General features: G+C 48.2%; 26 protein-coding genes. 11 read left to right on the forward strand and 15 right to left on the reverse strand.

The features are described 5' to 3' along the window. Nucleotides 1-7: 7 nt before the first annotated feature. Nucleotides 8-919, reverse strand: a complete 912-nt coding sequence (locus tag ACTHS4_RS05055) for a peptidoglycan DD-metalloendopeptidase family protein (protein WP_070827019.1) — start codon at nucleotides 917-919, stop codon at nucleotides 8-10. A 93-nt stretch (nucleotides 920-1,012) separates the two neighbouring features. After that, complete coding sequence (gene surE / locus ACTHS4_RS05060; protein ID WP_070827020.1) at nucleotides 1,013-1,768, reverse strand: 5'/3'-nucleotidase SurE; 756 nt, start codon at nucleotides 1,766-1,768, stop codon at nucleotides 1,013-1,015. A gap of 98 nt (nucleotides 1,769-1,866) precedes the next feature. On the opposite strand from surE, the gene ACTHS4_RS05065 reads away from it, so the two are divergent. Beyond that, nucleotides 1,867-2,205, forward strand: coding sequence for a hypothetical protein (locus tag ACTHS4_RS05065; RefSeq protein WP_070827021.1), 339 nt, complete (start codon nucleotides 1,867-1,869; stop codon nucleotides 2,203-2,205). Nucleotides 2,206-2,259: 54 nt separating this feature from the next. Here ACTHS4_RS05065 and ACTHS4_RS05070 read toward each other — a convergent pair whose 3' ends face one another. Next, nucleotides 2,260-2,628: a rhodanese-like domain-containing protein gene (locus tag ACTHS4_RS05070; RefSeq protein ID WP_070827022.1), complete on the reverse strand. Its 369-nt coding sequence runs from the start codon at nucleotides 2,626-2,628 to the stop codon at nucleotides 2,260-2,262. A gap of 112 nt (nucleotides 2,629-2,740) precedes the next feature. Beyond that, nucleotides 2,741-3,076 (reverse strand): carboxymuconolactone decarboxylase family protein, encoded by a 336-nt coding sequence (locus tag ACTHS4_RS05075; RefSeq protein WP_003686488.1) that lies wholly within the window; start codon nucleotides 3,074-3,076, stop codon nucleotides 2,741-2,743. Nucleotides 3,077-3,204: 128 nt separating this feature from the next. On the opposite strand from ACTHS4_RS05075, the gene ACTHS4_RS05080 reads away from it, so the two are divergent. Beyond that, a complete protein-coding gene (locus ACTHS4_RS05080; RefSeq protein ID WP_440365562.1) occupies nucleotides 3,205-4,161 on the forward strand; it encodes a cupin domain-containing protein in 957 nt (318 codons plus the stop codon). A gap of 101 nt (nucleotides 4,162-4,262) precedes the next feature. Here the strand turns inward: ACTHS4_RS05080 and typA are convergent, their stop codons facing one another. Next, a complete protein-coding gene (gene typA / locus ACTHS4_RS05085) occupies nucleotides 4,263-6,074 on the reverse strand; it encodes a translational GTPase TypA (RefSeq protein WP_440365563.1) in 1,812 nt (603 codons plus the stop codon). A 420-nt stretch (nucleotides 6,075-6,494) separates the two neighbouring features. On the opposite strand from typA, the gene bfr (ACTHS4_RS05090) reads away from it, so the two are divergent. Both bfr (ACTHS4_RS05090) and bfr (ACTHS4_RS05095) read left to right on the forward strand, forming a co-directional pair. Beyond that, a complete protein-coding gene (bfr, locus tag ACTHS4_RS05090) occupies nucleotides 6,495-6,959 on the forward strand; it encodes a bacterioferritin (RefSeq protein WP_004520304.1) in 465 nt (154 codons plus the stop codon). A gap of 29 nt (nucleotides 6,960-6,988) precedes the next feature. Further along, nucleotides 6,989-7,462, forward strand: a complete 474-nt coding sequence (gene bfr / locus ACTHS4_RS05095; protein ID WP_440365564.1) for a bacterioferritin — start codon at nucleotides 6,989-6,991, stop codon at nucleotides 7,460-7,462. Between the two features lie 121 nt (nucleotides 7,463-7,583). Here bfr (ACTHS4_RS05095) and ACTHS4_RS05100 read toward each other — a convergent pair whose 3' ends face one another. Beyond that, on the reverse strand, nucleotides 7,584-8,699 hold the full coding sequence (locus tag ACTHS4_RS05100; RefSeq protein ID WP_070827026.1) for a methyltransferase: 1,116 nt from the start codon (nucleotides 8,697-8,699) through the stop codon (nucleotides 7,584-7,586). 226 nt (nucleotides 8,700-8,925) lie between these two features. Between ACTHS4_RS05100 and ACTHS4_RS05105 the strand changes: the two genes are divergently transcribed. Next, nucleotides 8,926-10,719 carry a 2-isopropylmalate synthase gene (locus ACTHS4_RS05105; protein ID WP_440365565.1) on the forward strand — a complete coding sequence of 598 codons (1,794 nt, stop codon included), beginning with the start codon at nucleotides 8,926-8,928 and terminating at the stop codon, nucleotides 10,717-10,719. Nucleotides 10,720-10,802: 83 nt separating this feature from the next. On the opposite strand, the gene ACTHS4_RS05110 is transcribed toward ACTHS4_RS05105, so the two are convergent. From ACTHS4_RS05110 to ACTHS4_RS05130, 5 genes are all read right to left on the reverse strand, one after another. Further along, nucleotides 10,803-11,135 carry a hypothetical protein gene (locus ACTHS4_RS05110; RefSeq protein ID WP_440365566.1) on the reverse strand — a complete coding sequence of 111 codons (333 nt, stop codon included), beginning with the start codon at nucleotides 11,133-11,135 and terminating at the stop codon, nucleotides 10,803-10,805. Nucleotides 11,136-11,232: 97 nt separating this feature from the next. Continuing rightward, nucleotides 11,233-11,718 carry a 5-(carboxyamino)imidazole ribonucleotide mutase gene (gene purE / locus ACTHS4_RS05115; RefSeq protein ID WP_003686478.1) on the reverse strand — a complete coding sequence of 162 codons (486 nt, stop codon included), beginning with the start codon at nucleotides 11,716-11,718 and terminating at the stop codon, nucleotides 11,233-11,235. An 80-nt stretch (nucleotides 11,719-11,798) separates the two neighbouring features. Next, nucleotides 11,799-12,554: a tetratricopeptide repeat protein gene (locus ACTHS4_RS05120; protein ID WP_440365567.1), complete on the reverse strand. Its 756-nt coding sequence runs from the start codon at nucleotides 12,552-12,554 to the stop codon at nucleotides 11,799-11,801. A 14-nt stretch (nucleotides 12,555-12,568) separates the two neighbouring features. Beyond that, a complete protein-coding gene (locus ACTHS4_RS05125; RefSeq protein ID WP_440365568.1) occupies nucleotides 12,569-13,237 on the reverse strand; it encodes a class I SAM-dependent methyltransferase in 669 nt (222 codons plus the stop codon). Between the two features lie 12 nt (nucleotides 13,238-13,249). Next, nucleotides 13,250-13,435, reverse strand: a complete 186-nt coding sequence (locus ACTHS4_RS05130) for a DUF3460 family protein (RefSeq protein ID WP_070644850.1) — start codon at nucleotides 13,433-13,435, stop codon at nucleotides 13,250-13,252. A gap of 216 nt (nucleotides 13,436-13,651) precedes the next feature. Here ACTHS4_RS05130 and ACTHS4_RS05135 point away from each other — a divergent pair, with 216 nt between their 5' ends. Continuing rightward, a complete protein-coding gene (locus tag ACTHS4_RS05135) occupies nucleotides 13,652-15,004 on the forward strand; it encodes a polynucleotide adenylyltransferase PcnB (protein ID WP_440365569.1) in 1,353 nt (450 codons plus the stop codon). Nucleotides 15,005-15,110: 106 nt separating this feature from the next. Here the strand turns inward: ACTHS4_RS05135 and rpoD are convergent, their stop codons facing one another. After that, on the reverse strand, nucleotides 15,111-17,063 hold the full coding sequence (gene rpoD, locus ACTHS4_RS05140) for an RNA polymerase sigma factor RpoD (RefSeq protein ID WP_440365570.1): 1,953 nt from the start codon (nucleotides 17,061-17,063) through the stop codon (nucleotides 15,111-15,113). A gap of 194 nt (nucleotides 17,064-17,257) precedes the next feature. Continuing rightward, complete coding sequence (dnaG, locus tag ACTHS4_RS05145; RefSeq protein ID WP_070827033.1) at nucleotides 17,258-19,030, reverse strand: DNA primase; 1,773 nt, start codon at nucleotides 19,028-19,030, stop codon at nucleotides 17,258-17,260. A 329-nt stretch (nucleotides 19,031-19,359) separates the two neighbouring features. Here dnaG and ACTHS4_RS05150 point away from each other — a divergent pair, with 329 nt between their 5' ends. Next, nucleotides 19,360-20,796: an NAD-dependent succinate-semialdehyde dehydrogenase gene (locus ACTHS4_RS05150; protein WP_371460246.1), complete on the forward strand. Its 1,437-nt coding sequence runs from the start codon at nucleotides 19,360-19,362 to the stop codon at nucleotides 20,794-20,796. Between the two features lie 485 nt (nucleotides 20,797-21,281). Further along, nucleotides 21,282-21,422 carry a hypothetical protein gene (locus tag ACTHS4_RS05155; RefSeq protein WP_440365571.1) on the forward strand — a complete coding sequence of 47 codons (141 nt, stop codon included), beginning with the start codon at nucleotides 21,282-21,284 and terminating at the stop codon, nucleotides 21,420-21,422. 68 nt (nucleotides 21,423-21,490) lie between these two features. Here the strand turns inward: ACTHS4_RS05155 and ACTHS4_RS05160 are convergent, their stop codons facing one another. Both ACTHS4_RS05160 and ACTHS4_RS05165 read right to left on the reverse strand, forming a co-directional pair. Beyond that, complete coding sequence (locus ACTHS4_RS05160; RefSeq protein WP_003680720.1) at nucleotides 21,491-22,477, reverse strand: malate dehydrogenase; 987 nt, start codon at nucleotides 22,475-22,477, stop codon at nucleotides 21,491-21,493. Between the two features lie 121 nt (nucleotides 22,478-22,598). After that, nucleotides 22,599-23,573 carry a PhoH family protein gene (locus ACTHS4_RS05165; protein ID WP_440365572.1) on the reverse strand — a complete coding sequence of 325 codons (975 nt, stop codon included), beginning with the start codon at nucleotides 23,571-23,573 and terminating at the stop codon, nucleotides 22,599-22,601. A 102-nt stretch (nucleotides 23,574-23,675) separates the two neighbouring features. Here ACTHS4_RS05165 and ACTHS4_RS05170 point away from each other — a divergent pair, with 102 nt between their 5' ends. The 3 genes from ACTHS4_RS05170 to rlmB all read left to right on the forward strand — a co-directional run bounded on the left by ACTHS4_RS05170 (nucleotide 23,676) and on the right by rlmB (nucleotide 25,503). After that, nucleotides 23,676-24,386 (forward strand): AzlC family ABC transporter permease, encoded by a 711-nt coding sequence (locus tag ACTHS4_RS05170; RefSeq protein ID WP_070827035.1) that lies wholly within the window; start codon nucleotides 23,676-23,678, stop codon nucleotides 24,384-24,386. Then, the gene (locus ACTHS4_RS05175) at nucleotides 24,383-24,691 is read left to right on the forward strand and encodes an AzlD family protein (RefSeq protein WP_440365573.1); all 309 of its coding nucleotides are present in this window, start codon (nucleotides 24,383-24,385) and stop codon (nucleotides 24,689-24,691) included. The genes ACTHS4_RS05170 and ACTHS4_RS05175 overlap by 4 nt, the downstream gene beginning before the upstream one ends. Nucleotides 24,692-24,753: 62 nt before the next feature. Next, nucleotides 24,754-25,503: a 23S rRNA (guanosine(2251)-2'-O)-methyltransferase RlmB gene (rlmB, locus tag ACTHS4_RS05180; protein WP_440365574.1), complete on the forward strand. Its 750-nt coding sequence runs from the start codon at nucleotides 24,754-24,756 to the stop codon at nucleotides 25,501-25,503. The last annotated feature ends 151 nt before the right edge of the window (nucleotides 25,504-25,654 follow it).

The raw sequence follows: 25,654 nt of genomic DNA on the forward strand, positions 1-25,654 counted from the left end.
AATCAGCTTAGAAGGCAACATAACTTGCCGGATTGACCGGTTTGCCGTTTTGACGGATTTCAAAGTGCAACTGAGTGCGGGATGCATCAGTATTACCCATGTGCGCAATGGTTTGACCGCGTTTCACGGTTTGGTTTTCATTAACCAGCAGGCGTTGGTTGTGGCCGTATGCGCTCAAGAATGAGGAGTTGTGTTGGATGATGACCAAGTTGCCGTAACCGCGCAAGCCTGAGCCTGCGTAAACGACTTTACCGTCTGCCGCTGCAACAACAGGCTGGCCTTGCGTACCGGCGATATCTACACCTTTATTGCTGCCGCCGAAGTTGGCGATAACGTTACCGGTAGTCGGACGTTGCCATGTGATGCCGCTGACGTTGCGGCTGCTGCCGGTAGATACGGTTGGTGTATTTGCAGGAGTGCTTGGGGCCGGAGCAGTGGTTGTAGTTGTTGGAGTAGAAGGTTTGCTTGCAGAAGCTGCAGGTGCAACGTAGCCTTCAGGTTTCACGCGCAGGGTTTGGCCTACGCTGATGGTGTTGTCGGCCAGGTTATTCCAAGCACGCAGATTGTCTTGGGTAATATTGTAGCGTTTGGAGATGTTGTAAACGGTATCGCCACGAACAACGGTATGTGTCGCTGCATTAATATCAACAGGCGCGTAAGAAGGCGTGTAAGTGCCGGTGCTGCCGCTGTTGTACGTTGGAGCAGGTGTACTTGCCGGCGGAGTGTATGGCGCATCTGTCGCTGGGCTGGTGTTGGTATTGTAAGGCGCTGCACCGTAAGGATTGTCAGCGGTAGAACTTGTTGTTGCCCCACCGCTTTGTGTGCCGACGACTACAGGAGCCGGTTGTTGGCTGGCACAGGCTGCAAGTAATAAAACCAAAGCTGCCGATCCGGCATAAGATACACTTTTTTTCAACATGTTAATGACTTTCGTATTCGGGTAATTGTTCTCGTCGGGGCATATCATAATAAAAATATGCTTGTTTCTCAAGTGTTCGGCTGTTAGGGACTGTTAAGGCGCAGGGATTTCTGACCAAAAGGAAGCGGTTTGCTCCATTTGTCCGTAGGCAGTCAAATCGACTTGCAGCGGGGTAATCGTGATGAAGCCGGACGCGCATTCGCCAAAGTCGGTACCTTCTTCGCTGTCGGAAACATCGCCGACCGGCCCAATCCAATAAATTTGTTCGCCACGTGGATTATACATGGGAACAATGCTTTGTTCATGATGACGACGGCCGAGCCGTGTAATTTTTATGCCTTGGATATCTTCAGGTGCGACGGCAGGGATATTGATGTTCCATAAGATGGGTTTGGAAATAGGTCGTTTGAGAAAGTAGGAAAGCAGCATCCAAGCGGCTTTTTCTGCAGTTTCCCAATAACGGCCGCTTGAATCGGCAAGCGAAAAGGCAATAGCGGGAATACCCATTAGATAAGCTTCCGTTGCGGCGGCAACCGTACCAGAATAAAGCGTATCGTCGCCCATGTTTGCGCCGTTGTTAATACCAGACAAGACTAAGTCGGGTTTGAAGTCGGCAAGGGCATGTTGGCCGACATGAATGCAGTCGGTGGGGGTGCCATTCACATAGTAAAACCCGTTTTCCGCCTGTTTCAGTTGTAAAGGACGGTCTAAAGTCAGGGAATTGCTGACGCCGCTGCGATCGCGTTCGGGCGCAACCACCCTGACATTGGCAAATTCTGCGCACACTCTTGCCAAAACAGCCAAACCAGGCGCAAGATAACCATCGTCGTTTGAGATTAATATGTTCATGTGACAATATTGTGTCTATCGGTAAGATGGGCGGTATTGTACTGGTTTGCTTGAGCGATTGTCCATGAATCGGCAACGTTTGGGCGGAAAGGATAATAATGAAACATTATGAGTTAGACCCCAAAGCTTTATTGGGCGGCGTGATTGCTTCAGACGGCAATCAGGAGATTGTTCAGCTTTCACTGCAGAAGGATAATGAAATTCCGGCATATGAGGCGGATGCGATTATTTTGCTTTTGGTTTTAAACGGCAAAGCCGAAATCAAAACGGTGGGCGAAGTTTTGCAAACCGAAGGCTTGCAAGTTATCCGTCTTGAGCCGATGGAAGCGCACAGCATTCGCGCGTTGGCCGATAACACCAATATTTTGGTTATCAAACAATTGATTCACGAAACCGGTCTCAGCAAACGTTTGAGATTTGGAAGTTGCTGTCTGTAATGCAATAAAGGCCGTCTGAAAAGTTTCAGACGGCCTTTTTAAAATCAACTAGATTTATTTCAAACCTTTTTTCACCAAGTCTTCATAACCGCCATGGTTAGTTACGTTGGTGTAGCCGGCTTTTTTCAGCTCAGTCAGCGCGGCTTCTGCACGGCGGCCGCTGCGGCAGTAGAGGTTTACCGGTGCGTTTTTATCCGGGCTGACGGATTTGATGCGGTCAACGATTTGGTCATGCGGAATATTGAGCGCACCTTGCAAATGGCCTTCTTTAAATTCTTCGGCAGAGCGGACATCAATCCAAACGCCTTTTGCTTTTGCAGGCTGTGCCGCAATTTTTTCAACTTTAGGCATAGAGGCAGCGGAAGTGGCCAAAGGAGTGGCAACAGCGGCGGCAAAAAGTACGGCGGTCAGCAGTTTCTTCATGGTTCAATCTCCTATTAGACAGAAAACAATATGATAACTTTATCAGTTTAGCATTTCATCAGGCCGTCTGAAAGGGGAGTCGGCTTTCAGACGGCCTGATTTTACAAACCGATTAGCGTTGGGTTTCTACTGCTTCCAAAGCGCGTAAAGCGTAGGTATAAGCGGCACCAGCGTTCAGGGCGATAGCAGTGGCCAATGCACCGGCGATTTCGCTTTCGGTTGCACCTGCTTTGGCTGCGGCGGCTGCATGCACGCTGATGCAGCTTTCGCAACGCGTGGTAATGGCAACGGCAATGGCGATCAGTTCGCGTGTTTTGGCATCCAGTGCTTCGGCAGCGGCTGCTTGATCCAGTGCGCCGTAGGCTTGCAGCATTTTAGGATGGTTTTTACCCAGTTCGCCGAATGCTTTTTTTACCAAGGCGGTATGTTCAGGCCAGTCTTTAAACATGATATGTCCTTTCTTAAGGTGAGTGGATAAGATAAAAAATCCTATCCGTTTGTGTTTGGTGTGTGTATTATTGCAATAATTGGAAGATTTAAATCGTCAAAACATCTCATTTATTGGTAAAAAACACTATGGATATTTTGGATAGGCTGGTCGAATTGGCGCAGGTAAGAGGCAGCGTGGATGTTCAATGTCTGTTTCAGGGGGAGTGGTATGTACGGCATGAATCAAAGCGTGCGCATGGTTTGGTTCATATCGTAACTGCAGGTTCGGGTTATATCCGAATTGATGGGGAGCAAGAGGCCAGGCTGCTGAGTGCGGGGGATGTCATTTTTTTTCCGCGCAGCGTAGGGCATACTTTGAGCAGCGACAGTAGTTGTGAAAATCTCGGCGTCAGCGTGCTAACGAGTGAAAAAGGCGCATTTAAAGTCAAGCAGAGTCATGCAGGAGGCGATGCGGCTTTGCATCTTTTCTGCGCGCGGTTTGAATATGAAGCGCAGGCGGATATTATGGCGGGACTACCTGATACGGTTTTACTGAATATCAACCATCCTTCTTTACAGTATTTGGTGGCATTGTTGCAATATGAGAGCGGTCAAGCTTTGTCCGGCTCGGTAGCGGTTGTGAACGCATTGGCTTCGGTGTTGCTGGTATTTCTACTTCGAGCCAGCCTGGAGAAAAATGGGGAAGCGCAATTAAGCGGTTTGCTGAATGGTTGGCAGGACAAACGCCTGCGGAATTTGCTTCAGGCAGTAGTGGATAAGCCGGAAGAGGAATGGAATATCGAGAAAATGACTGTGATTGCCAACTTGTCTCGCGCCCAGTTAATGAGGGTATTCAAGCAGCAGACGGGAACAAGCCCGCACGCCTTTGTAAACAGTATTCGCTTACAGCAGGGGGCATTATTGTTGAAACAAACGGCGGATTCGGTTTTATCGGTTGCGCTCTCGGTTGGTTTTCAATCGGAAACGCATTTTGGCAAGGCATTTAAAAAGCAATATGGGATATCGCCGGGGCAATATCGTAAGAATGATCGTACTGATGAGGCGGCAGTACAAGCGGAAGAAATGCCGATTTACTTTATTTGAACAGATGACAAAAGGCCGTCTGAAAGTGTAAAAATGAAATCTAAGATTTCCGAAACACTTTTCAGACGGCCTTAATTTTAAAACGTATCAATCAAACAGGATTAGTCCAGTTTTTTGAAATGACGGCGACGTTCCAATTCGCTCAGGTAGCGTTTACGCAGGCGGATGGATTGTGGCGTAATTTCAACCAGTTCATCATCGTCAATGAACTCAACTGCACCTTCCAAAGTCAATTTGATCGGCGTAGTCAGGCGTACGGCTTCATCTGTACCGCTGGCACGGACGTTGGTCAGTTTTTTACCTTTCAGAGGGTTTACCACCAAGTCGTTGTCGCGGCTGTGAATACCGATAATCATGCCTTCGTAGACTTTGTCGTTTGGAGAAACGAACATACGGCCGCGGTCTTCCAAGTTCCATAGGGCGTAAGCAACGGCTTCACCTTGCTCTTGAGAAACCAGTACGCCGTTGTGACGGCCGGGCATATCAGGTTTAACCGGAGCATAGTCGTCAAAAACGTGGCTCATCAAGCCGGTACCGCGAGTCAAGGTCATAAATTCACCTTGGAAACCGATCAGGCCGCGTGCAGGAATGTGGTACTCCAGACGGGTACGGCCATTGCCGTCGCTTTCCATATTAGTCAATTCGCCACGGCGACGGCCAAGCTCTTCCATAACGGCACCTTGGTTGTCATCCGGTACGTCCACGGTCAGGTTTTCGTAAGGCTCGCATTTTTGACCGTTGATTTCACGGAATACCACGCGCGGCTTACCGACTGCCAATTCAAAGCCTTCGCGGCGCATGTTTTCCAACAAAATGGTCAAGTGCAATTCGCCGCGGCCGGAAACGCGGAATACATCAGCATCGGCAGTATCTTCAACACGCAGGGCAACGTTGGTCAGCAATTCTTTTTGCAGGCGGTCGCGGATTTGGCGGGAAGTCACGAATTTGCCTTCAGTACCGGCCAAAGGAGAAGTATTGACCATAAAGTCCATGGTCAGGGTCGGTTCGTCCACGCTCAACATTGGCAAGCCTTTAGGATTGTCTTTGTCGGTAATGGTTACGCCGATACCGATGTCTTCGATACCGGAAATAATCACGATATCGCCGGCTTCAGCTTCTTCCAAGGGTACGCGTTCCAAGCCTTGGAAACCTAACAGTTGGTTGATGCGGCCTTGGGCAACTTGTTCTTCATGATTCATAACGGCAACGACTTGGCCGGGTTTGATGCGGCCGTTCAGGATGCGGCCGATACCGAGGCGGCCGGTATAGTTGTCGTAGTCCAGTTGGGAAATTTGCAGTTGCAGCGTTTCGTCCGCGCTGCCGCTTGGTGCAGGCGTGTGTTTCAAAATGGTCTCGAACAGAGGACGCATATCGCTGCTCTCGTCGTTTTCATCCAGTTTGGCAAAGCCGGACAGGCCGGAAGCATAGACGATAGGGAAGTCCAATTGTTCGTCGGTTGCACCCAAGTTGTCGAAGAGTTCGAAAGTTTGGTCGATAACCCAGCTTGGACGGGCAGACGGTTTGTCGATTTTGTTGATAACAACGATAGGTTTCAGACCCAAAGCCAAGGCTTTTTTGGTCACGAAACGGGTTTGCGGCATAGGGCCTTCTTGTGCGTCAACCAACAGTACGACGCAGTCAACCATGCCCAATACACGTTCCACTTCGCCACCAAAATCGGCGTGTCCCGGGGTATCTACGATGTTGATATGGTAGCCTTCGTATTCGATGGCGGTATTTTTAGCGAGAATGGTAATGCCGCGCTCTTTTTCAAGATCGTTGCTGTCCATGACGCGTTCTTCGACTTGTTGGTTGGAACGGAATGTACCGGACTGGCGCAGCAATTGGTCAACTAATGTGGTTTTGCCATGGTCGACGTGGGCGATGATGGCAATATTGCGGATTTGTTTCATGATGATTTATGTGTTTCAGCTAGGTGCTTAAAAAAAAAGATAACTGGTAATTATAGCATGATTCCTAAGTGTTGACCGAATAGAAGAGTCAAAAAAATGAGGCAAAAGCAGTTGAGAATAATTCATAATTAAATTTGATTGATTTTGTTGGATTATTTGCTTTTATTTATGGTTAACGAATGTAAATGTTTTTGAATAATGCAATGGATTCTTAATACTAATGTCAAAAAAATATTATTAAAAACAGGGGATTAATTTTTCAGACGGCCTTTTAAGCGGGTTAAATTTTTTGATAATTGTTTGTATTTTAAATAGAAAATTTGTCAAAAGTGCTACTTATGCATACAATTACCTCATTCCATAACAACACACGAATCTTCATTTCGTGATTATCAACTTTTAAAAGAAAGAGAAAGAATTATGCAAGGCAACCAAGCAGTTATTGATTACATGAACGAATTATTGTCTGGTGAGTTGGCTGCTCGCGACCAATATTTTATCCACTCTCGCCTGTACTCTGAATGGGGTTACACCAAACTGTTTGAACGTTTGAACCACGAGATGGAAGAAGAAACCACTCACGCCGAAGACTTCATCCGTCGTATCCTGATGTTGGGCGGCACTCCTAAAATGACCCGTGCCGAACTGAACATCGGTACTGACGTAATCTCTTGCCTGAAAGCAGACTTGAACACTGAATACGAAGTACGCGATGCGCTGAAAAAAGGTATCAAATTGTGCGAAGAAGCTCAAGACTACGTTACCCGCGATTTGATGATTGCCCAACTGAAAGACACTGAAGAAGATCACGCTCACTGGTTGGAACAACAACTGCGTCTGATCGAATTGGTCGGCGAAGGCAACTACTACCAAAGCCAACTGTAATCTAGCCTATAACATATAAGGAGCTGAATATGAAAGGTAATATCTCAGTTATTCGCGAGCTGAACAAAAACTTAGGCTTGTTGCTAATTACCATCAACCAATACTTCCTGCATGCCCGCATTTTGAAAAACTGGGGCTTTGAAGAATTGGGCGAACACTTCTTCAAACAATCCATCCGCGAAATGAAATCCGCAGACGATTTAATCGAGCGTATTTTGTTCTTGGAAGGCCTGCCTAATCTGCAAGAATTGGGTAAACTGTTGATCGGTGAATCTACCGAAGAAATCATTGCTTGCGATCTGAAAAAAGAGTATGAAAAACATGATACTCTGGTTGCAGCCATCACTCTTGCAGAAGAGCAACAAGACTACGTCAGCCGTGATTTGTTGGAAAAACAAAAAGACATCAACGAAGAACATATCGACTGGCTTGAAACTCAGCAGGAATTGATTGGCAAAGTCGGTTTGCCAAACTACCTGCAAACAGCGGCGCAAGAGGACTAAAACACAAACCACTGCCAAATATAGCAGTCCCTGCTCCCATCGACGGCATATCTTTACGGATATGCCGTTTTCTTTTATGGAAATGCTTAAAGGCTGTCTGAATGTTCAGACGGCCTTGATTTTATATTGCTTTCAAACGGTATAGATAAGTAGTTTCCTTGTTTCTGGCAAACGCCAAAGGATCAGATTCATCTATTGCTTTTTTGTGTTGCGGTTTGGTTTTCAAAATATCGACTACATTGAGCGAGGCCGTCTGAAAGCATTGGTTTAGAAAGTCTTTATCTCGCAAATGCAAGTGTTCTGCCAAGTCGGAAATAATCAGCCAGGCTTCGCCGTTTGGATTTAAGTGCTTGCGTACGCCGTTGAGGAATGCAGTCAGCATGGCATGATTGGGGTCGTAAAGGGCGGTCTCAATGGCGGAGGTCGGTTTTGCCGGCAGCCAAGGCGGATTGCAGACGATAAGGTCGGCGCAGCTTTCGGGAAATAAATCAATCGATTGAATGCTGACAGCTTTATCTAAGCCTAGGCGTTCGAGGTTTGCTGTGGCGCAGCCTATTGCTTTTGGGTTGGTGTCTGTAGCAATGATGTCGGGTACGCCTCGCTTGGCCAAAATGGCGGCAATAACGCCTGAGCCGGTGCCGATGTCAAAGGCCGTCTGAATATGGGGAGCGAGTGGTGCTTGGGCGATTAAATCCAAATATTCGCCACGCAGTGGAGAGAATACGCCGAAAGGAACATGGATTTTTCCATCAAGCTGAGGAATGTCTATGCCTTTTTTGTGCCATTCGTGTGCGCCGATAAAACCCAATAATTGATTCAGCGGCAAAAGAAACGGTTTGTCGTTTGGTGTGTCGTAAACATCGCGAAGGGCGGAGTAGATGTCGGGTGCGCGTGCATTGTCCAGTTGAAAATTCGGTTGGATTTCAACGGCAAGCATATTGAGCAAACGACTTTGCTGAGCTTGTTTCATACGGTGGGCGTGGAAGGCCGTCTGAATATCGGCAGGTGCGCCTTTCTTTTTTTCAGACGGCCTGCGGATACGTTTTTTCATTGCAGATAAGACTTGCTTGGCATTGTGAAAATCGCCAGTCCAAACAGTTGCAGTTTGTGCGTGGGCATTTTTTAAAATTTCTGCTGCACCTGCTTCTTGAATGTAAACCGCCTGCTTGGGCGGCTTTTGTGTACTTTCGTTGCGCCATTCGATGTCGGAGCGGTTGGTAGGGATGGTATGGGGCATAATGCGCTTCAAATCGAGGAAATAGGGGATTAGTTTACTATATTTAGGATGGGTTCGGTTTGAGATGGGCTTTTAATAGTCTGAATTAGACAAAATGTATAAAAAATTCTTAAATTTTAAAATTTAATCTGATATTTTGATAAAAATAGATTGTCGTTTTGTCTAAAATGAGTATAATGCAAAACCAGAACACAATAATCTTAATCAGATTTGGACAAGGAACATCATGCAATTAGACATTGACCGTTTGGTTGCCTATTTTGGCGGTGTAAACGCGCTGGCCGAAGCCCTGAAACAGCACGACCCGGAAAATGCTGCGACCACAGCGGCTATCTACAAATGGCGTACACGCGGTTCCCTGCCTTTGGCTCAGTTGCAAAAACTGACCGCTTTGGCGGAAGCGCAAGGCAGACCGCTTGATTTGAATGCTTTTTTACAAAAAAACGAATCTCTGGAGAGAACAGAAATGACACAAACCAATCGTGTAATTATTTTCGACACTACCATGCGCGACGGCGAGCAGTCGCCCGGTGCGTCCATGACCAAAGAGGAGAAAATCCGTATTGCCCGCCAGTTGGAAAAGATGGGTGTCGATGTGATTGAGGCAGGTTTTGCAGCAGCTAGTCCGGGCGATTTCGAGTCAGTTAATGCGATTGCCAAAATCATCACCAAATCTACAGTTTGCTCATTAGCTCGTGCTGTTGAAAACGATGTGCGCAAAGCAGGCGAAGCTGTTTCCCCTGCTCCGAAAAAACGTATTCACACTTTTATCGCCACCAGCCCGATCCACATGGAGCACAAACTGAAAATGAAGCCGCAGCAGGTCATCGATGCGGCGGTCAAAGCGGTGAAAATTGCCAAAGAATATACTGACGATGTGGAATTTTCTGCTGAAGACGCAGTACGTTCTGATTTGGACTTCCTCGCCAAAATCTTTACGGCGGTTATCGAAGCGGGGGCGACCACCATCAATATTCCCGATACTGTCGGCTACTCCATCCCTTCCGTGTGGTACGAGCGTATCAGCAACATCATCAAAAGCGTGCCCAACGGCGACAAAGTAGTCTGGTCGACCCACTGCCACAACGACTTGGGTATGGCGGTTGCCAACTCGCTGGCCGCTGTTCAGGCAGGCGTGCGCCAGGTGGAATGTACCATCAACGGTTTGGGCGAACGCGCGGGCAATGCTAGCCTTGAAGAAATCGTGATGGCCTTGAAAGTGCGTCATGACCTTTTCGGCTTGGAAACAGGCATCGATACCACGCAAATCGTGCCGGTATCGAAACTGGTATCTACTATTACCGGCTATCCGATTCAGCCAAACAAAGCGGTAGTCGGTGCAAACGCCTTTGCACACGAATCAGGCATCCACCAAGACGGCGTGTTGAAACACCCTGAAACCTATGAAATCATGACTGCCGAATCAGTCGGCTGGTCAACCAACCGTCTGACTTTGGGTAAACTCTCTGGCCGTAATGCTTTCAAAACCAAGTTGGCTGATTTGGGTATTGAGTTGGAAAGCGAAGAGGCATTGAATGCGGCATTCGCACGATTCAAAGAGCTGGCGGATAAGAAGCGCGAAATCTTTGATGAAGACTTGCACGCTTTGGTGTCTGACGAAATGGGCAATATGAATACCGAAAGCTATAAATTCATTTCCCAAAAAATCAGCACCGAAACCGGCGAAGAGCCTCGTGCCAATATTGTGTTCAGTATTCGCGGCGAAGAAAAACACGCTACCGCTACCGGTTCCGGCCCTGTTGACGCGATCTTCAAAGCCATTGAAAGCGTGGCTCAAAGTGGCGCGACTTTGCAGATTTACTCTGTCAACGCGGTGACGCAAGGTACCGAAAGCCAAGGCGAAACTTCTGTCCGCCTGCAACGTGGAGATCGTGTGGTCAACGGTCAAGGCGCAGATACCGACGTGTTGGTGGCGACTGCTAAGGCCTATCTGTCTGCACTGAGCAAGTTAGAATTTGGTCAAGCCAAGCCTAAAGCGCAAGGCAGTGGCATGATTTGATTTATTGAAAAAGTAAAGGCCGTCTGAAATCGTAGTGATGCGTTTCAGACGGCTTTTTTTATTTGGTTAAAGAACGAATCTGTTTATTGAAGTTTAAGCAGTCGGTCTTGTTCGACCGACAATACGCCATTTATTTTTTTGAAATAGGCAATGGCATCTTGAATATTGGTTTTGGCTGATGGACGAATGGCAATGCCGTGCAGGTTTTTATATTCATAAACCAAAGTTGCACCGGAGGTTTTCACTGCTTTTAGCAATGGCACGGAACCGGTTTGGGCATCATAGAAGATAATCAGGTTTCCGGTTGTATCTTGGGCTTGCTGTTGAGATGGAATGGCAGTTGATTGAACGGCAGTGCTTGGGCTTTGGCAGGCATAAAGCAGGGTGGAGAGTAGGACGAATGCTAGGATTTTCATGGCATTAATTCAATTTGATAAAAGAAAAAAGGCCGTCTGAACAATCGTAAAACAAAATCAAAGTTTCCATTTACAATGTTCAGACGGCCTTTGTCAGTTATGCTTCAGGCAATTCCATGGCTAGAACGGTTTGTTCTTGTTTGGCACGGAAAGCAGCCAATTTTTCAGCCAACTCAGGATTTTCGTTGGCCAAAAGTGAAATGGCAAACAGCGCTGCATTGGCCGCACCGGCTTCGCCAATGGCAAATGTGGCAACAGGAACGCCTTTGGGCATTTGCACAATCGAAAGCAGGGAGTCTTCGCCGCGCAGATATTTGCTGGGAACGGGAACGCCCAAGACGGGAACCGTGGTTTTGGCTGCAACCATGCCTGGCAAATGCGCTGCGCCGCCTGCGCCGGCAATGATGGCTTTGATGCCGCGTTCTCGTGCGGTTTCGGCGTATTCAAACATCAAATCAGGCGTACGGTGTGCAGAGACGACACGCGCTTCGTATTCAACGCCGAATTCTTTGAGAAATTGTGCTGCCTGCTGCATCACCGGCCAATCGCTGTTGCTGCCCATAATAATGCCGACTTGGATCATGAGGAAGTTCCTTTTGCTTGAATGGATTAAGGGTAAAAAATATTCAGACGGCCTTGGGGATGACAAGGCCGTCTGAACGTTTATCTTTGTTTGAGACTGATAGAAGCGCGTTTTGCCGCTTCGCTGTTGGGGAAGCTTTGTATCAGTTTGCGCCATGTGCTGCGGGCGATGTCTTTTTGTTGCAGTTTGTATTGGCACTGACCGATACTGTACATGGCATCAGGAGCTTGCGGGCTGTTGCGGAATCGGTTGGCGTAGCGGTTGCCGATTTCGATGACGGATTCGCAGTTCCCCAGACGTTGTTGGCTTTGCAGAAGCAGGTACATATTGCGGCGGGCAATTTCGCTGCCGTTGCCGCCGTCTGCCTCTTTCAGAATGGCTACTGCAGCAGAGAAGTTGTTACGCTGGTAGTATTTTTGCGCCTGATTATAAAGGCGAAATTCGTTTTGCGAAGCTGAGTCTGTTTCAGACGGCACGCTGCCGCCATTGGCCAAATAGTTCATTTTCAGCTTGCGGTCGTCCAATCGCTGGGCTTTGGGGTTGGAAGCCGAAGTAGTCGGACGCTTGATGGTTCGTTGTTGTTCCAATGTGTGCAAGCGTTGATTTAATTCTTCAACCGTGCGTTCCAGTCGGGCAATTTGTATACCTAAGTGGTCAATCTGGGTTTGTGCATCTAAGCGTGGATAGGGGATACTTTTTTCATGCAAAGGCTCGCGCGGAATATCCGGCAGGACAAAGTTGGGATTGTCGGCAGGTTGGGGAGGATGGGAAACGGCGCATGATGCGGCCAATAGAGTAAGCGGCAAAAGAAACAGGGAATGTGATAATGTTTTCATCGGATTGTGTCGTTTTATTTTTTTAGCAGCAGTGTCAAACCGTCGCCGATAGGCAGGGTAATGGGAATAATGCGTGTATCGTGCGGCAGATTTTGGTTGAAATGGCGCAGGATATCCAAGCTGGGTGGATCATTTTCGCCAGCTTCATTCATGACGCGCCCGCCCAATAAGATATTGTCGATGGCAATTACGCCGCCACTCCGTACCAGTTGTAAACAGCGTTCAAAATATTTCGGCGTAGGCGGTTTGTCGGCATCGATAAGCGCCAAGTCATAGCTTTCCGATTCGCCTTGCACAATCAAATCGTCCAAAGTCAGCAAAGCCGGTTGCAGATGAAGCGAGATTTTATGCGCTATGCCTGCTGCCTGCCATGTTTCGCGGGCAATATCGGTAAAGGTTACATTAATGTCGCAAGCCGTGATTTTGCTGTCTTCGGGTAGGGAAAGCGCCATGGCGGTGCTGCTGTAACCGGTAAAGACGCCAACTTCCAAATATTTTTTGGCATTCAACAATTTGGCCAACCACACCAACATGGCTGCCTGCTCTTGGGCGATAGCCATCTTTCCCAGACGATGTGATTGGGTACGCTCGCGCAATGCGGTCAAAACGGGATGTTCGGATTGACCGATGCTGTTAAGGTAATGTTGTAATGCCGGATCGGTATTGTGCGTGTTGGTCGTCATGCCGATACGGGATTAGTCTTGATAGTAGGTGTAGGGTTTTTTGTTGACTTTGGCCGCTTCAAATTCGGCCTGCTCTATCGGATTGAGGGTAACATCCCACAGCAAATGGCGGTTTTCGAGGCGTTGCGCTTCCATTTCGGGATTGTCTTCCATGAGTTTGTCGAGGAATTGGGTAGCTTCGGATTTGTAGTGGTACATGATGTTCTGCCTGAATCGTTGTCAGACCGTCATTATAGCCGATATTTTTTGCCAATACGCTAATTAATCGAACTTCCATAAGGTATAATGGCACGTCTTTTTTAGGCCGTCTGAAGCCTTTGCTCAATGTTTTGCCCCTTCTGCGGCAGAATATTGTGCAAAGGCTTAAGCCAGACAAGTTTCAGACGGCCTTTTTTATTGTGAAAAGAGCTGCTTATGTTAAAAAAATGGCTGCATAAAGTGTTGCCTAAAAAACACGTTAAATCGTTGCCCGAAAAGGAAATTATCCCGCTTGAGCAACACGGCATCCGCGCGGATATGTTGAGCTTTGCCGCAGAGAAAATTGCCAAACGCCTTCATGAAGCCGGTTTTCAGGCTTATGTTGTAGGCGGGGCCGTTCGGGATTTGTTACTCGGGGTTGAGCCCAAAGACTTTGATATCGCAACCGATGCCACGCCGGAGCAAATCCGCAAAGTATTCCGCCGCAGCCGCATTATCGGCCGCCGCTTCCAAATCGTTCATGTGATGATCGGCCCTGAAACCATTGAAGTCACGACGTTCCGCGGTGGCGATAAGGTTCAGCAAAATGCACAAGGCCGCATTATGAAGGACAATACTTACGGCAGTATTGAAGAAGATGCCATGCGTCGCGACTTTACCTGTAATGCGCTGTATTACGACCCGATTAAAGAGGAAATTTGGGACTTTCATCAGGGCGTGGCTGATGTTGCTGATAAAAAATTGGTGATGATAGGCGATCCTGCCGAACGCTATCAGGAAGATCCTGTCCGTATTCTTCGCGCTGTACGTTTATCGGGTAAGTTGGGCTTTGAAGTGGAAGAGCAAACTGCTTTGCCAATTGCTGAATATGCAGGCCGTCTGAAAAATGAGCCGGTGGCCCGTCTTTTTGATGAAATTCTGAAAATCTTGTTTTCCGGTTATTCCCGTGCCTGTTTGAAACGGCTAAACGAGTTGGGCATTCCCGAAGGCATCCATCCGCTTTTAGATGCCTTGAAAACTGCCGAAGCGGCCGATAAACGTATGATTATGTTGGCCTTGAAAAATACCGATGAGCGTATCCGTGCGGATAAGTCCGTTTCTGTCGGTTTCGTATTGGCGGCGGTATTGTGGCCGACACTAAATGCTATGTGGCAACGAAATCTGAGCCATGGACAAAAACCTGTCCCTGCATTGATGGATGCGATGAACACCATGCGAGATACGGTAGAGAAGGGTTGGGGTGTACCGCAACGATTTTCTGCAACCATGCGTGAAGTCTGGCAATTTCAGCCGCAATTTGACAATATGCGCGGCGCACGCCCATATCGCCTGCTATCGCAAACACGTTTCCGAGCCGCTTATGATTTCCTGATTTTGCGTAGCGAGGTTGGCGAGGTTGATAAAGAGATGGCTTCTTGGTGGACAACTTTCCAACATGCCGATGAGGAAACACGCCAGCAAATGACTGCGGCCAATGATCACAAACGTCAGAAACAAAGTGGATCAACCGATGGCAAACCTAAACGTCGCCGCCGTCGTCCGAAAAAGAAAACCACTGAGGCCGAATAAATTATCAAATAAATTTAAGGCCGTCTGAAGCGATTAAATCTTTTGAGATTTGGGCCTTTTTGTATTGCAATAAAAAACCGCAGGCTTTTTAACCTGCGGTTTGCTTTTATGATTTGTTTTCTTCGCTGTCGAGGAAGCTGCGGAGACGGTCGCTGCGGGTAGGGTGGCGCAGCTTGCGCAGGGCTTTGGCTTCGATTTGACGGATACGTTCGCGGGTTACGTCAAATTGTTTGCCGACTTCTTCGAGCGTGTGGTCGGTATTCATATCGATACCGAAACGCATACGCAAAACTTTGGCCTCGCGCGGCGTCAGGCTTTCAAGGATTTCTTTGGTTACTTCGTGCAGGCTGGTGTACATCGCAGCTTCTGCCGGCGCAACGTTGTTGGCATCCTCGATGAAGTCGCCCAAGTGCGAATCGTCGTCATCGCCAATCGGTGTTTCCATGGAAATCGGCTCTTTGGCGATTTTCATGATTTTGCGGATTTTATCTTCCGGCATTTCCATCAGCTCGGCCAGTTTGGCAGAATCCGGCTCTTCACCGGTTTCTTGCAGGTATTGGCGCGAGATACGGTTCATTTTGTTGATGGTTTCAATCATGTGAACCGGAATACGGATGGTACGCGCTTGGTCGGCGATGGAACGGGTAATCGCTTGACGGATCCACCATGTGGCGTAAGTCGAGAACTTGTAGCCGCGGCGGTATTCGAATTTGTCCACGGCTTTCATCAGGCCGATATTGCCTTCTTGAATCAAATCCAGGAACTGCAAGCCGCGGTTGGTGTATTTTTTAGCAATGGAAATAACCAAACGTAAGTTGGCCTGAATCATTTCCTGTTTGGCGGCTGAGGTTTCTTTTTCGCTCAACACCATGTTTTTGTTGATTTCTTTCAACTCTTCGATGGAAATGCGGGTTTCAGCTTCCATATTTGCCAGCTCGGTTTGTTTTTCGAGGATGGCGTGGCGGAAACGATCTAACGCGTTTGCCCATACACGGCCTTTGGCTACTTCTTCTTCTACCCATTCCAAATCGGTAATAGCTGGCAGGAAGTTTTTGATGAAGTAGTCGCGATCCATACGGACGCGGTCGATACAGATGTCGCGGATTTCACGCTCGAGTTTACGGATGTTTTCAACGCGGCTGCGCAGGTTGCTGCTCAGGTTTTCGATTTGACGTGTGGCAAAACGGACTTCTAACAGTTTGTTGGCAATGGCATCACGGTGTTTCAGGTAGTTGGCGTGTTGGCTGCCGTGTTTTTCCAACTGCTTGATCATTTTGCCGTATTCGCTCTCGATAAAGGCGAAGTGTTCCAAAACTTTTTGTTTCAGTTCGGCCAAATGGGCAGCGGATATGGCTTCAGAGTCGCTACCTGAATCGTCTTCATCTTCATCGTCGCTATCTTCATCATCGCTAACGGTTTCGCCTTCTTCGTCATCTGGTTTGGCATTTTCTAAGTGACCTAAGCCCAATTCGTTCAACAAGACTTCATTAGGGTCGATAATGGCTTCAACGACTTCATCCACACGGATTTCGTCGTTGCGGACTTGTTCGATCAAAGCCAGAATTTCGGCAATCGAGCCTGGGCAGGCGGAGATTGCCTGCACCATGTTTTTCAGTGCATTTTCGATTTTTTTGGCGATAATGATTTCGTCTTCACGCGTCAACAGATCGACTTGACCCATTTCACGCATATACATACGCACAGGGTCGGTTGTGCGGCCGAATTCTGAATCTGCACTGGAGAGTGCTGCTTCGGCTTCTTCAACGGCATCGTCGTCGGTCATGGCGGCGGCGTTGTCGCTCAAGAGGATGTCTTCAGCATCGGGAGCTTGCTCGGTTACTTGGATACCCAAGCCGGAAATCATGCTGACGATGTTGTCGATTTGTTCGGCATCGGACATATCGTCGGGCAGGGCGTCGTTAATTTCAGAATAAGTGATGTAGCCGCGTTCTTTACCCATAATAATGAGTTGACGCAGACGGGCGCGCTGCTCTTCGATACTCAAGGGACGGTTGTCATCTTGGTCTTGGTATTCTTCGTAGTTTTGATTTTTAGACATGGATTGCTCTCTAGGTTGATAGGATGCCGACGGTTTACGGTGATGTGGCCGTACCTGAAGGCGGAGCAGAGCTTTTTGTTGTGAAATCAGATTTCACTTTAATACTCTGAGGCCGTCTGAAAATATTACGGATGGAGTGTTCTGCGTGTCATGTTTCGCAGCGTGTGTTTAGATTGTTCAGACGGCCTGAGGGGTTAGTTTTGCTTTGCCGTCAAAAGCGACAGCAATAGTCTTTTTTCATTTTCGGTCAAACCAGTTTGAATACTTTTTTGCTTTAAAGTTTCGATTTGACTGTATTTTAATTCATTTAACAACTTTTTCATGCCGATTTGGAAACTTTCGCAATCTTCTTCGTTATCCCCTTCCATTTCTTCAGAATGAAGGGTCGATAAAAAGATTTGATTGACGGTTTCCTCATAGGGTGAGCCGCGCATATATTCAAGCACTTGTGCAGTTGCAGGAGTCGTATCGTGATGCTTGATTGTTTCGGCCAAATTGGCAAGGCAGGCGAAGTCGCCACTTAAAGCCAGATAATCGGGCAGGTCTATATATGAAGCCCAAGCCGGATTTATCAAGAGGCTGCGTATCTGTCTTTGAACCAGCGTCAGCATGGTTGGCTGTTTGACAGAAATAGGCGGCAGTTTGTAACTTTTTTGTTTGACGTGCCGCTTTGGCGCTTCTTGCCCGAGTAACTGGGCGAGATTGTCTGGGTCAATACCTACCAGCTCGCTGAGTTTTTGTTTCAGAAGATAGCCTAATGCCGGCGCGGCAATCTGAGCCAAAAGCGGAGAACTGGTTTTGACCAATTCTGCTTTGCCTTCTTGTGTATTGAGGTTGAGGCCGTCTGAAAGATGTTCCCAAAAGTATTCCGATAGGGGCTTGCTTTGGTTTAACAAGGCATCTTCAAATTGAGCCTTGCCATAGGCACGGATATAGCTGTCCGGATCGTGTTCTTCGGGTAGGAAGAGAAAATGCAGCGATTTATCGTCTTTTAATTGCGGTAACGCATTTTCCAGCGCGCGCCAAGCCGCTTTACGTCCCGCACTGTCGCCATCAAAACAAAAATAAATACTGTCTGCCTGACGCATCAGAATTTTGATGTGTTCCGCCGTAGTTGCCGTACCCAAAGCCGCTACGCCGTAGCCGACGCCGAACTGCGCCAATGCGACCACGTCCATGTAGCCTTCGACCACCAAAATCCGTCCTGCCTCTTTTACGGCAGCACGCCCTTCATATAGCCCGTAAAGGTTTTTACCTTTGTCAAACAAAGGCGTATCGGGAGAGTTGAGGTATTTGGGTTTTGAGTCGTCCAATACGCGGCCACCAAATCCGATAACCTGCCCACGCGGATTACGGATAGGGAACATAACACGATGGCGAAAGCGGTCGTAATGTTTGCCTTCGTTATCAATGACCATGCCCGTATCCACCAACGCAGTATTCGGATAGGGTTGGAATACTTGTGCCAAAGGTTGCCAACCGTCAGGTGCATAGCCCAAACCATAATGCGCGATGACTTCCGCACTCAAGCCGCGTTTATCCAAATAGGCCTTCGCAGCAGGATTAAATTTCAACTGTTGCGCATAAAAATCTGCTGCCGCTGCTGTCGTTTCTTCCAAAGTCTGTTGTTTTTTCTTACGTTCGGCACGGATTTCGGGGTTGTCTTCCTGCCCACGAACTTTAGGTACCGTCATGCCGACGCGATCAGCCAAAAACTGCACCGCCTCCGGAAACGACAGCCCCTGATGTTCCATCACAAAACCAATCGCTGAACCATGAGCCCCGCAACTGAAGCAATGGTAAAACTGTTTGGTCGGGCTGACTGAAAACGACGGCGTCTTTTCCTTGTGAAACGGACAGCAGGCCATATAGTTTGCCCCGCCTTTCTTCAGCGGAACCTGTTCGTCGATAATATCGACAATATCGACTTTGGACAAAAGCTCGTCAATGAAATCAGATGGAATCATGGTTCGGCAGAAGAGGGTGGACGGAAAACATTTCAGACGGCCTTATAAACAGACAAAGGCCGTCTGAAAATGGAATTTCGAATGAGGGTTGAAATGAGTTTTGTATTATAGCAAATTGTTGTAATACATGTGTCCTATCCTTTTTAGGTAGAGTATTAATAATCGTATTTCATTCATTATTAAGATGGATATGATGTTGCTAAAGCAAAGGCCGTCTGTAAGATATTCAGATGGCCTTTGCTGTTGGTTTATTTTTCTATTTAGTTGCACTTTGATGGTATGAATATGATAATGAACGTATATCCTCGGTTTTAGAAAGGTCGTTTCTCATGAAAGATTTTGCCCGTTTGCTCAATCATCCCGATATTTCCTTTTCTCCGATTCCAGATGCCATTAGAGTTGATAACCCTGCAACAGGTGAGGCTTTGGCGTTTGTCCGTAAGACTGGTTCAGACGGCCTAAAGCTTTTGATTCAAAAGGCTGAAGCAGCACAAAAATTATGGGCGGCAAAAACTGCGTTGGAGCGTGCCGATGTGTTGTGGCGTTGGTATTTTTTGATTAAGGAAAACAAAGAAAAACTGGCGCGGATCATGACGATGGAGCAGGGCAAAAGTCTGGCTGAGGCGCGTGGCGAGATTGATTATGCGGCTTCGTTTGTGCGCTGGTTTGCGGAAGAGGCGCGGCGGATTGACGGCGATGTATTGACGAGTGTGAAAGCATCGCAAAAACTGGTTGTATTGAAACAGCCTGTCGGCGTTACCGCTGCGATTACGCCGTGGAACTTCCCGTCGGCGATGATTGCGCGCAAGGCTGCACCTGCTTTGGCGGTGGGCTGCGCGATGATAGTCAAACCTGCATCGCTCACGCCTTTGAGTGCGTATGCGTTGGCTGTACTGGCCTACGAAGCGGGCGTACCGCAGGATTTGTTGCCTGTTGTCAGCGGCAGTGCTTCGGAAATCAGCCATGAATTTGCTACGAATCCGACTGTACGCAAAATCAGCTTTACTGGCTCGACCGAAGTCGGTGCAAAAATTTTTGCCGACAGTGCGGCAGACATTAAAAAACTCAGTTTGGAACTGGGCGGCAACGCGCCGTTTATCGTGTTTGATGATGCTGATTTGGACAAAGCTGTCGAAGGTGCGCTTGCCAGCAAGTTCCGTAACAGCGGTCAGACCTGCGTCTGCACCAACCGCGTTTACGCTCAATCCGGCATTTACGACGAATTTTGCCGCAAATTGAGTGAAAAAGTGGCTGTGCTCAAATTGGGCAACGGCTTGGAAGATGGCGTAAACCAAGGGCCGCTGATTGAGGAAAAAGCGGTAGAAAAAGTTGAGCAACACATCGCCGATGCATTGGCTAAAGGCGCAAGTTGCCTGACCGGCGGCAAACGCAGCGCGTTGGGTGGAACGTTTTTTGAGCCGACTGTTTTAAGCAACGTTACGGCTCAAATGGCGGTAGCTCGCGAGGAAACCTTCGGGCCTTTGTGTCCAGTGTTCCGTTTTGAAACCGAAGTCGAAGTCATCGAGGCTGCGAACAATACGGAATACGGTTTGGCAGCTTACCTTTTCACCTCCGACACCGCCCGTCAGTGGCGCGTCGGCGAAGCCTTGGAATACGGCATGGTCGGTATCAATACGGGCTTAATCAGTAATGAAGTAGCACCGTTTGGCGGTGTGAAACGCAGCGGTTTGGGACGTGAAGGTAGCAAATATGGTGCGGACGAGTATTTAGAATTGAAATATTTGTGCATTGATGTAGCGGAATAAGGCTTACACAGTAAAGGCCGTCTGAAATTCGGTTTTCAGACGGCCTTTTTTAAACGCAGAAAAGGTATTGGGTAATTTTCATATTATGAGAACGAGCTTTATAAAAAAGCAAAACCATAAGAAATAAAGTTGCAAAAAATTTGTCACATATTTATAAAATTAGTTTGATAACTATTTTATATGTTTTTAATTGCATTAGATGTGTATTCCAAATTTCTGGCAGTAGTTTTTCTTTGAGTGATGGCAGAGGAAATTTTGGGATATATATCGCTGGCAATACAACCGTGAGTAAGGAAGGGTTGGTTCTTTTTGCTCGCACAATGTATGGCTTATACTGATACCGTGGGAACTTTATCCAGGCTGCAATTTTTGGGTATGATTTTTATAAAAAAGGTGATGGGAATGTTGAAGAAATTTTTAATCCTGTTTTGCGTAGCTTTCACCGGCTCATGCAGTTCCTTCCTTTGATGGAGACGGTTTGACAAATGGCTCATATTCTCAAGGGAAACGGCTTGACCCGAATTGTGATCATTATGCTGTCGGCGGTAGTGGCGGCGGTTGCACACCGGCAGGTCAATGGCATCTTAAAGATAAGCAAGGACAAAGAGTGCCATTCTAGCTTTTAAAAATGATTGTAGAACGGGCATTTAATTATTTAGGCCGTCTGAAATTTGGTTTTCAGACGGCCTTTGTTTTAGAGTAGATCCTGGATGGCTGAACGTTCTTCTTCCAATTCGGCCAGTGTGGCGGCGATACGTTTTTGGCTGAATTCGTCCGACAAATCCAAGCCTTGGACGATGCGGTAGCTGCCTTCGTCACAAATGACGGGGAAGCCGAAAATCAAACCTTCGGGAATGCCGTAAGAGCCATCGGATGGAACGCCCATGGTTATCCATTTACCGCTGCTGCCAAGCAACCAGTCGCGCAGGTGGTAGATGGCAGCATTGGCGGCAGAGGCTGCAGATGATGAACCGCGCGCAGCGATAATGGCGGCACCGCGTCCGGCGATTTTCGGCATGAAGACTTCGGTATTCCAGTCGGGTTCGGTAATCATGTCTTGGACGGACTCGCCGTTGCTGGTGGCGTAGCGGTAGTCGGCGTACATGGTTGGGCTGTGGTTGCCCCAAACGCACATTTGCTCGATGGAAGTAATCGGGCGGTTGATTTTTTCGGCAATTTGACTGACGGCACGGTGGTGGTCGAGACGCATCAGGGCGGTGAAATTTTCCGGCGGGATGTCGGGTGCGGATTTCATGGCGATGTAGGCGTTGGTATTGGCCGGATTGCCGACGACGAGGACTTTAACGTTGCGATTGGCAACTTTGTTCAACGCCGCACCTTGTACTTTGAAAATTTCGCCATTGGCGTGCAGCAAATCGGCGCGTTCCATGCCTTGGGTACGCGGACGTGCACCAATCAAGAGGGCGATGTCGGCATCTTTGAAGGCGACTTCGGGGTCGTCTGTGGCGAAGATGTCGGCAAGGAGCGGGAAGGCGCAATCCTGCATTTCCATAATCACGCCGCGCAATGCCTGTTGTGCCTGCGGCAGGTCGAGCAGCTGCAGGATAACGGGTTGGTCGCGTCCTAGCATGATGCCGCCGGCAATGCGGAACAGAGTGGCATAGGCGATTTGGCCTGCCGCGCCGGTAACGGCGATTCGGACGGGTGGTTTGAGGGTCATATTTTTCCTTTTGAAGTCTTTGTTTTACTTGATTTTCGGATTATAGCAGTATTATGGGGAGAATGATGTAGTAAGGCCGTCTGAAATTTGATTTTCAGACGGCCTTGAGTATTTGAAAAGATTATTCGCCGTTTTTCTTTTCAGCTTGTTCTTCTGCTGCTTCATAGGCTTCGACGATTTTCTGCACCAAAGGATGGCGGACAACGTCTTCGCTGGTGAAGGTGTGGAAATACAGGCCTTCTACATCGCGCAGTTTTTCTCGTGCATCTTTCAAGCCGGATTTGATGTTGCGCGGCAGGTCGATTTGGCTGATGTCGCCGGTAATGACTGCTTTGGCACCGAAGCCGATACGGGTCAGGAACATTTTCATTTGTTCGGGCGTGGTGTTTTGCGCTTCGTCCAAAATGACATACGCGCCATTTAAGGTGCGGCCGCGCATATAGGCCAGCGGCGCAATTTCAATCAAACCTTTTTCCATCAGTTTGGTTACACGGTCGAAACCCATCAAATCATACAGTGCATCGTAAAGCGGTCGCAGGTAGGGATCGACTTTTTGTGCCAAATCACCCGGCAGGAAGCCTAATTTTTCGCCTGCTTCGACTGCAGGGCGCACCAAAACGATGCGTTCGATTTGATGTTTTTCCATGGCATCGACTGCGGCGGCAACGGTAAGATAGGTCTTACCCGTACCGGCTGGGCCTAAGCCGAACACGACATCGTGGTTGAGCAAGGCGCGGATATAGCCGTTTTGGCGTGGGGTACGGCCGCCGATGCTGCCGCGTTTGGTGCGGAAATAGTATTGTTGGTCGTGGTGTTTTTCTTCGTGTTTTTCATCTGCGGTTTTGGCTTCAACGGCCGCTAGGCTGATAGCGTTGTCGTCCAAGTCGCCTTTTTCTGCGGCTTCGGCAAGCGACAGCAAGGCACGACGGCCGGCGTGTGCCAGTTCGCCCATGAATGTGAAATGTTCGAAGCGGCGGCTGATTTGGATATCAAGGGCTTTGCCTAAGGCTTCGAGATTGCTGTCGAGCGCGCCGCACAGGCGTTGCAACACGGTATTGTCAATTTCTTCAAACTGCAGATGGACGGTGTGGGTCATATTGGTTTCCGTAAATAAATCTAATTTTTCCGTATTATACCCTTGTTCAGACGGCCTGCTTTATAATACGTCGCTTCTTTTTAATAAACCGTTTCAATCAAAATGAATCACACTGCTTCTCCTCAATCGGAATTTCTGCGCGGTATCAAAGAATGTTCCCCCATGCTGATCGGCTTGTTGCCGTGGGCGCTGATTTTGGGTATGCAGGGTGGGCAGAAAGGCATGAGCTGGCTGGAAATGCTGTTGATGACGGGCATGAACTTTGCCGGAGGTTCGGAATTTGCCGCAGTCAATTTGTGGGCAAATCCTTTGCCGATTCTGCTGATTGCAACGGTAACGTTTATGATTAATTCGCGCCATATCCTGATGGGTGCGGCGATTGCGCCGTATATGAGGGATATGCCGCTGAAAAAGGCGATGCCCGCGCTGTTTTTTATGTGTGATGAAAGCTGGGCAATGGCGTTTGCTGAAATTCAAAAACGTAAGGCGGCAGGTTTGCCTGCATTCAATATGCCGTTTTATGCCGGCGTGTGTTTTATTTTGTATGTAACTTGGATTGGTTTTGCGGCGTTTGGCGCGGCAGTCGGCCCGATGTTCGGCGATGTGGCGGCTTGGGGCTTCGGCATGGCGTTTCCTGCGGTGTTTTTAGTGTTGCTGCGCGGTATGTGGAAGAGCTTTGCGGCTTCACGCCCTTGGTTTGTCAGCCTGATTGTGGCGTGCGCAACTTATTTGACCGTGGATGGCGCATGGTATGTTCCGGCCGGGACGTTGTCGGGCTTGTTGGCGGCGTATGTGTGGGGAGAGCAAAAATGAAGGATTTGTTGTCGCTGCAATCGTTTTTGCTGTTTTTAAGCATGTTGACCGTTACTTATTCAACCCGATTAATCGGCTTTTTTGCATTGCGCAACCGTACATTGAGCCGTCGTGCGCAAGTGGTGATGGAGGCTGCGCCGGGCTGCGTGTTGATTTCTGTAATTGCGCCTTATTTTGTATCGGACAAACCACATGAGCTGATTGCCATTGCTTTGACGGTATTGGCCGCCAGCCGGTTTTCAATGTTGGTAACGGTATTAATCGGGGTCGGTACTTCGGGCATACTCGGTTATTTGATGAAATAAAAAATTTTCAGACGGCCTTACTTGTTATAATGGCCGTCTGAATTTTTTGATAAAGCAAAAACATGGCAAACCAACGACTCATCTATGGCTTTCACGCCGTCAATGCCCGTTTGTGGCAAAACCCGAAATCGATTACCGAACTCTATATCCAAGAGGGCAAATCTGATGCGCGTACCCGCGATGTATTGGATAAAGCGGCCTCTGAAAACGTACGCGTGCATTTTGCCGATGCTGACCGCCTGAATGCCATCAGCAAAGGGGCGCGTCATCAGGGCGTGGTCGGGTTTATCGATGCCTCCAAAAACCATGTTCACTTGGAAGATGTGTTGGAAAACCTGAGCGAACCACCGTTTTTGCTGGTATTGGATGGCATTACCGACCCGCACAACCTTGGCGCGTGTCTGCGTACTGCCGATGCGATGGGTGTACATGCCGTGATTGCGCCCAAAGACAAAAGCGCCGGCCTGAATGCGACCGTCAGCAAAGTTGCCTGTGGCGCGGCGGAAACCGTGCCGTATATTACCGTAACCAATCTTGCCCGTACTTTGCGTGAGCTAAAAGAATACGGCATTTGGATTGTCGGCACGGACATGGGCGGCGACTTCGACCTTTACCACTGCGATTTGCCCGACAGCGTGGCCTGGGTAATGGGCAACGAAGGCGAAGGTATGCGCCGCCTGACGCGCGAACATTGCGATATGCTGGTATCGATTCCGATGTTTGGCACAGTCGAAAGTATGAACGTTTCCGTCAGTGCAGGCATGGTATTGAGCGAAACCCGCCGTCAACGTGTGTTGAAATCGGAAAAATAAAAAGTTTAATTAAAAGGCCGTCTGAATGTTCTTCAGACGGCCTTTTTCAGGTTTTATTCTTTAACCAAAGGACCTGAGACCTTTGCAAAAAAGCCCTTCCTTCGACAGCTGAAACTCCAAAACAGGTTTTCGTCTATTTCCGCTCCTAATT

The sequence above is a fragment of the Neisseria sp. P0014.S009 genome (genome assembly GCF_051958155.1).
Lineage (GTDB): Bacteria > Pseudomonadota > Gammaproteobacteria > Burkholderiales > Neisseriaceae > Neisseria > Neisseria flavescens_C.

Excerpts from the sequence above, each read along its gene's own strand:
- ACTHS4_RS05055 (WP_070827019.1), bottom strand. The coding sequence starts at position 919 with ATGTTGAAAAAAAGTGTATCTTATGCCGGATCGGCAGCTTTGGTTTTA.
- surE (WP_070827020.1), bottom strand. The coding sequence starts at position 1,768 with ATGAACATATTAATCTCAAACGACGATGGTTATCTTGCGCCTGGTTTG.
- ACTHS4_RS05065 (WP_070827021.1), top strand. The coding sequence starts at position 1,867 with ATGAAACATTATGAGTTAGACCCCAAAGCTTTATTGGGCGGCGTGATT.
- ACTHS4_RS05070 (WP_070827022.1), bottom strand. The coding sequence starts at position 2,628 with ATGAAGAAACTGCTGACCGCCGTACTTTTTGCCGCCGCTGTTGCCACT.
- ACTHS4_RS05075 (WP_003686488.1), bottom strand. The coding sequence starts at position 3,076 with ATGTTTAAAGACTGGCCTGAACATACCGCCTTGGTAAAAAAAGCATTC.
- ACTHS4_RS05080 (WP_440365562.1), top strand. The coding sequence starts at position 3,205 with ATGGATATTTTGGATAGGCTGGTCGAATTGGCGCAGGTAAGAGGCAGC.
- typA (WP_440365563.1), bottom strand. The coding sequence starts at position 6,074 with ATGAAACAAATCCGCAATATTGCCATCATCGCCCACGTCGACCATGGC.
- bfr (WP_004520304.1), top strand. The coding sequence starts at position 6,495 with ATGCAAGGCAACCAAGCAGTTATTGATTACATGAACGAATTATTGTCT.
- bfr (WP_440365564.1), top strand. The coding sequence starts at position 6,989 with ATGAAAGGTAATATCTCAGTTATTCGCGAGCTGAACAAAAACTTAGGC.
- ACTHS4_RS05100 (WP_070827026.1), bottom strand. The coding sequence starts at position 8,699 with ATGCCCCATACCATCCCTACCAACCGCTCCGACATCGAATGGCGCAAC.
- ACTHS4_RS05105 (WP_440365565.1), top strand. The coding sequence starts at position 8,926 with ATGCAATTAGACATTGACCGTTTGGTTGCCTATTTTGGCGGTGTAAAC.
- ACTHS4_RS05110 (WP_440365566.1), bottom strand. The coding sequence starts at position 11,135 with ATGAAAATCCTAGCATTCGTCCTACTCTCCACCCTGCTTTATGCCTGC.
- purE (WP_003686478.1), bottom strand. The coding sequence starts at position 11,718 with ATGATCCAAGTCGGCATTATTATGGGCAGCAACAGCGATTGGCCGGTG.
- ACTHS4_RS05120 (WP_440365567.1), bottom strand. The coding sequence starts at position 12,554 with ATGAAAACATTATCACATTCCCTGTTTCTTTTGCCGCTTACTCTATTG.
- ACTHS4_RS05125 (WP_440365568.1), bottom strand. The coding sequence starts at position 13,237 with ATGACGACCAACACGCACAATACCGATCCGGCATTACAACATTACCTT.
- ACTHS4_RS05130 (WP_070644850.1), bottom strand. The coding sequence starts at position 13,435 with ATGTACCACTACAAATCCGAAGCTACCCAATTCCTCGACAAACTCATG.
- ACTHS4_RS05135 (WP_440365569.1), top strand. The coding sequence starts at position 13,652 with ATGTTAAAAAAATGGCTGCATAAAGTGTTGCCTAAAAAACACGTTAAA.
- rpoD (WP_440365570.1), bottom strand. The coding sequence starts at position 17,063 with ATGTCTAAAAATCAAAACTACGAAGAATACCAAGACCAAGATGACAAC.
- dnaG (WP_070827033.1), bottom strand. The coding sequence starts at position 19,030 with ATGATTCCATCTGATTTCATTGACGAGCTTTTGTCCAAAGTCGATATT.
- ACTHS4_RS05150 (WP_371460246.1), top strand. The coding sequence starts at position 19,360 with ATGAAAGATTTTGCCCGTTTGCTCAATCATCCCGATATTTCCTTTTCT.
- ACTHS4_RS05155 (WP_440365571.1), top strand. The coding sequence starts at position 21,282 with ATGGCTCATATTCTCAAGGGAAACGGCTTGACCCGAATTGTGATCATT.
- ACTHS4_RS05160 (WP_003680720.1), bottom strand. The coding sequence starts at position 22,477 with ATGACCCTCAAACCACCCGTCCGAATCGCCGTTACCGGCGCGGCAGGC.
- ACTHS4_RS05165 (WP_440365572.1), bottom strand. The coding sequence starts at position 23,573 with ATGACCCACACCGTCCATCTGCAGTTTGAAGAAATTGACAATACCGTG.
- ACTHS4_RS05170 (WP_070827035.1), top strand. The coding sequence starts at position 23,676 with ATGAATCACACTGCTTCTCCTCAATCGGAATTTCTGCGCGGTATCAAA.
- ACTHS4_RS05175 (WP_440365573.1), top strand. The coding sequence starts at position 24,383 with ATGAAGGATTTGTTGTCGCTGCAATCGTTTTTGCTGTTTTTAAGCATG.
- rlmB (WP_440365574.1), top strand. The coding sequence starts at position 24,754 with ATGGCAAACCAACGACTCATCTATGGCTTTCACGCCGTCAATGCCCGT.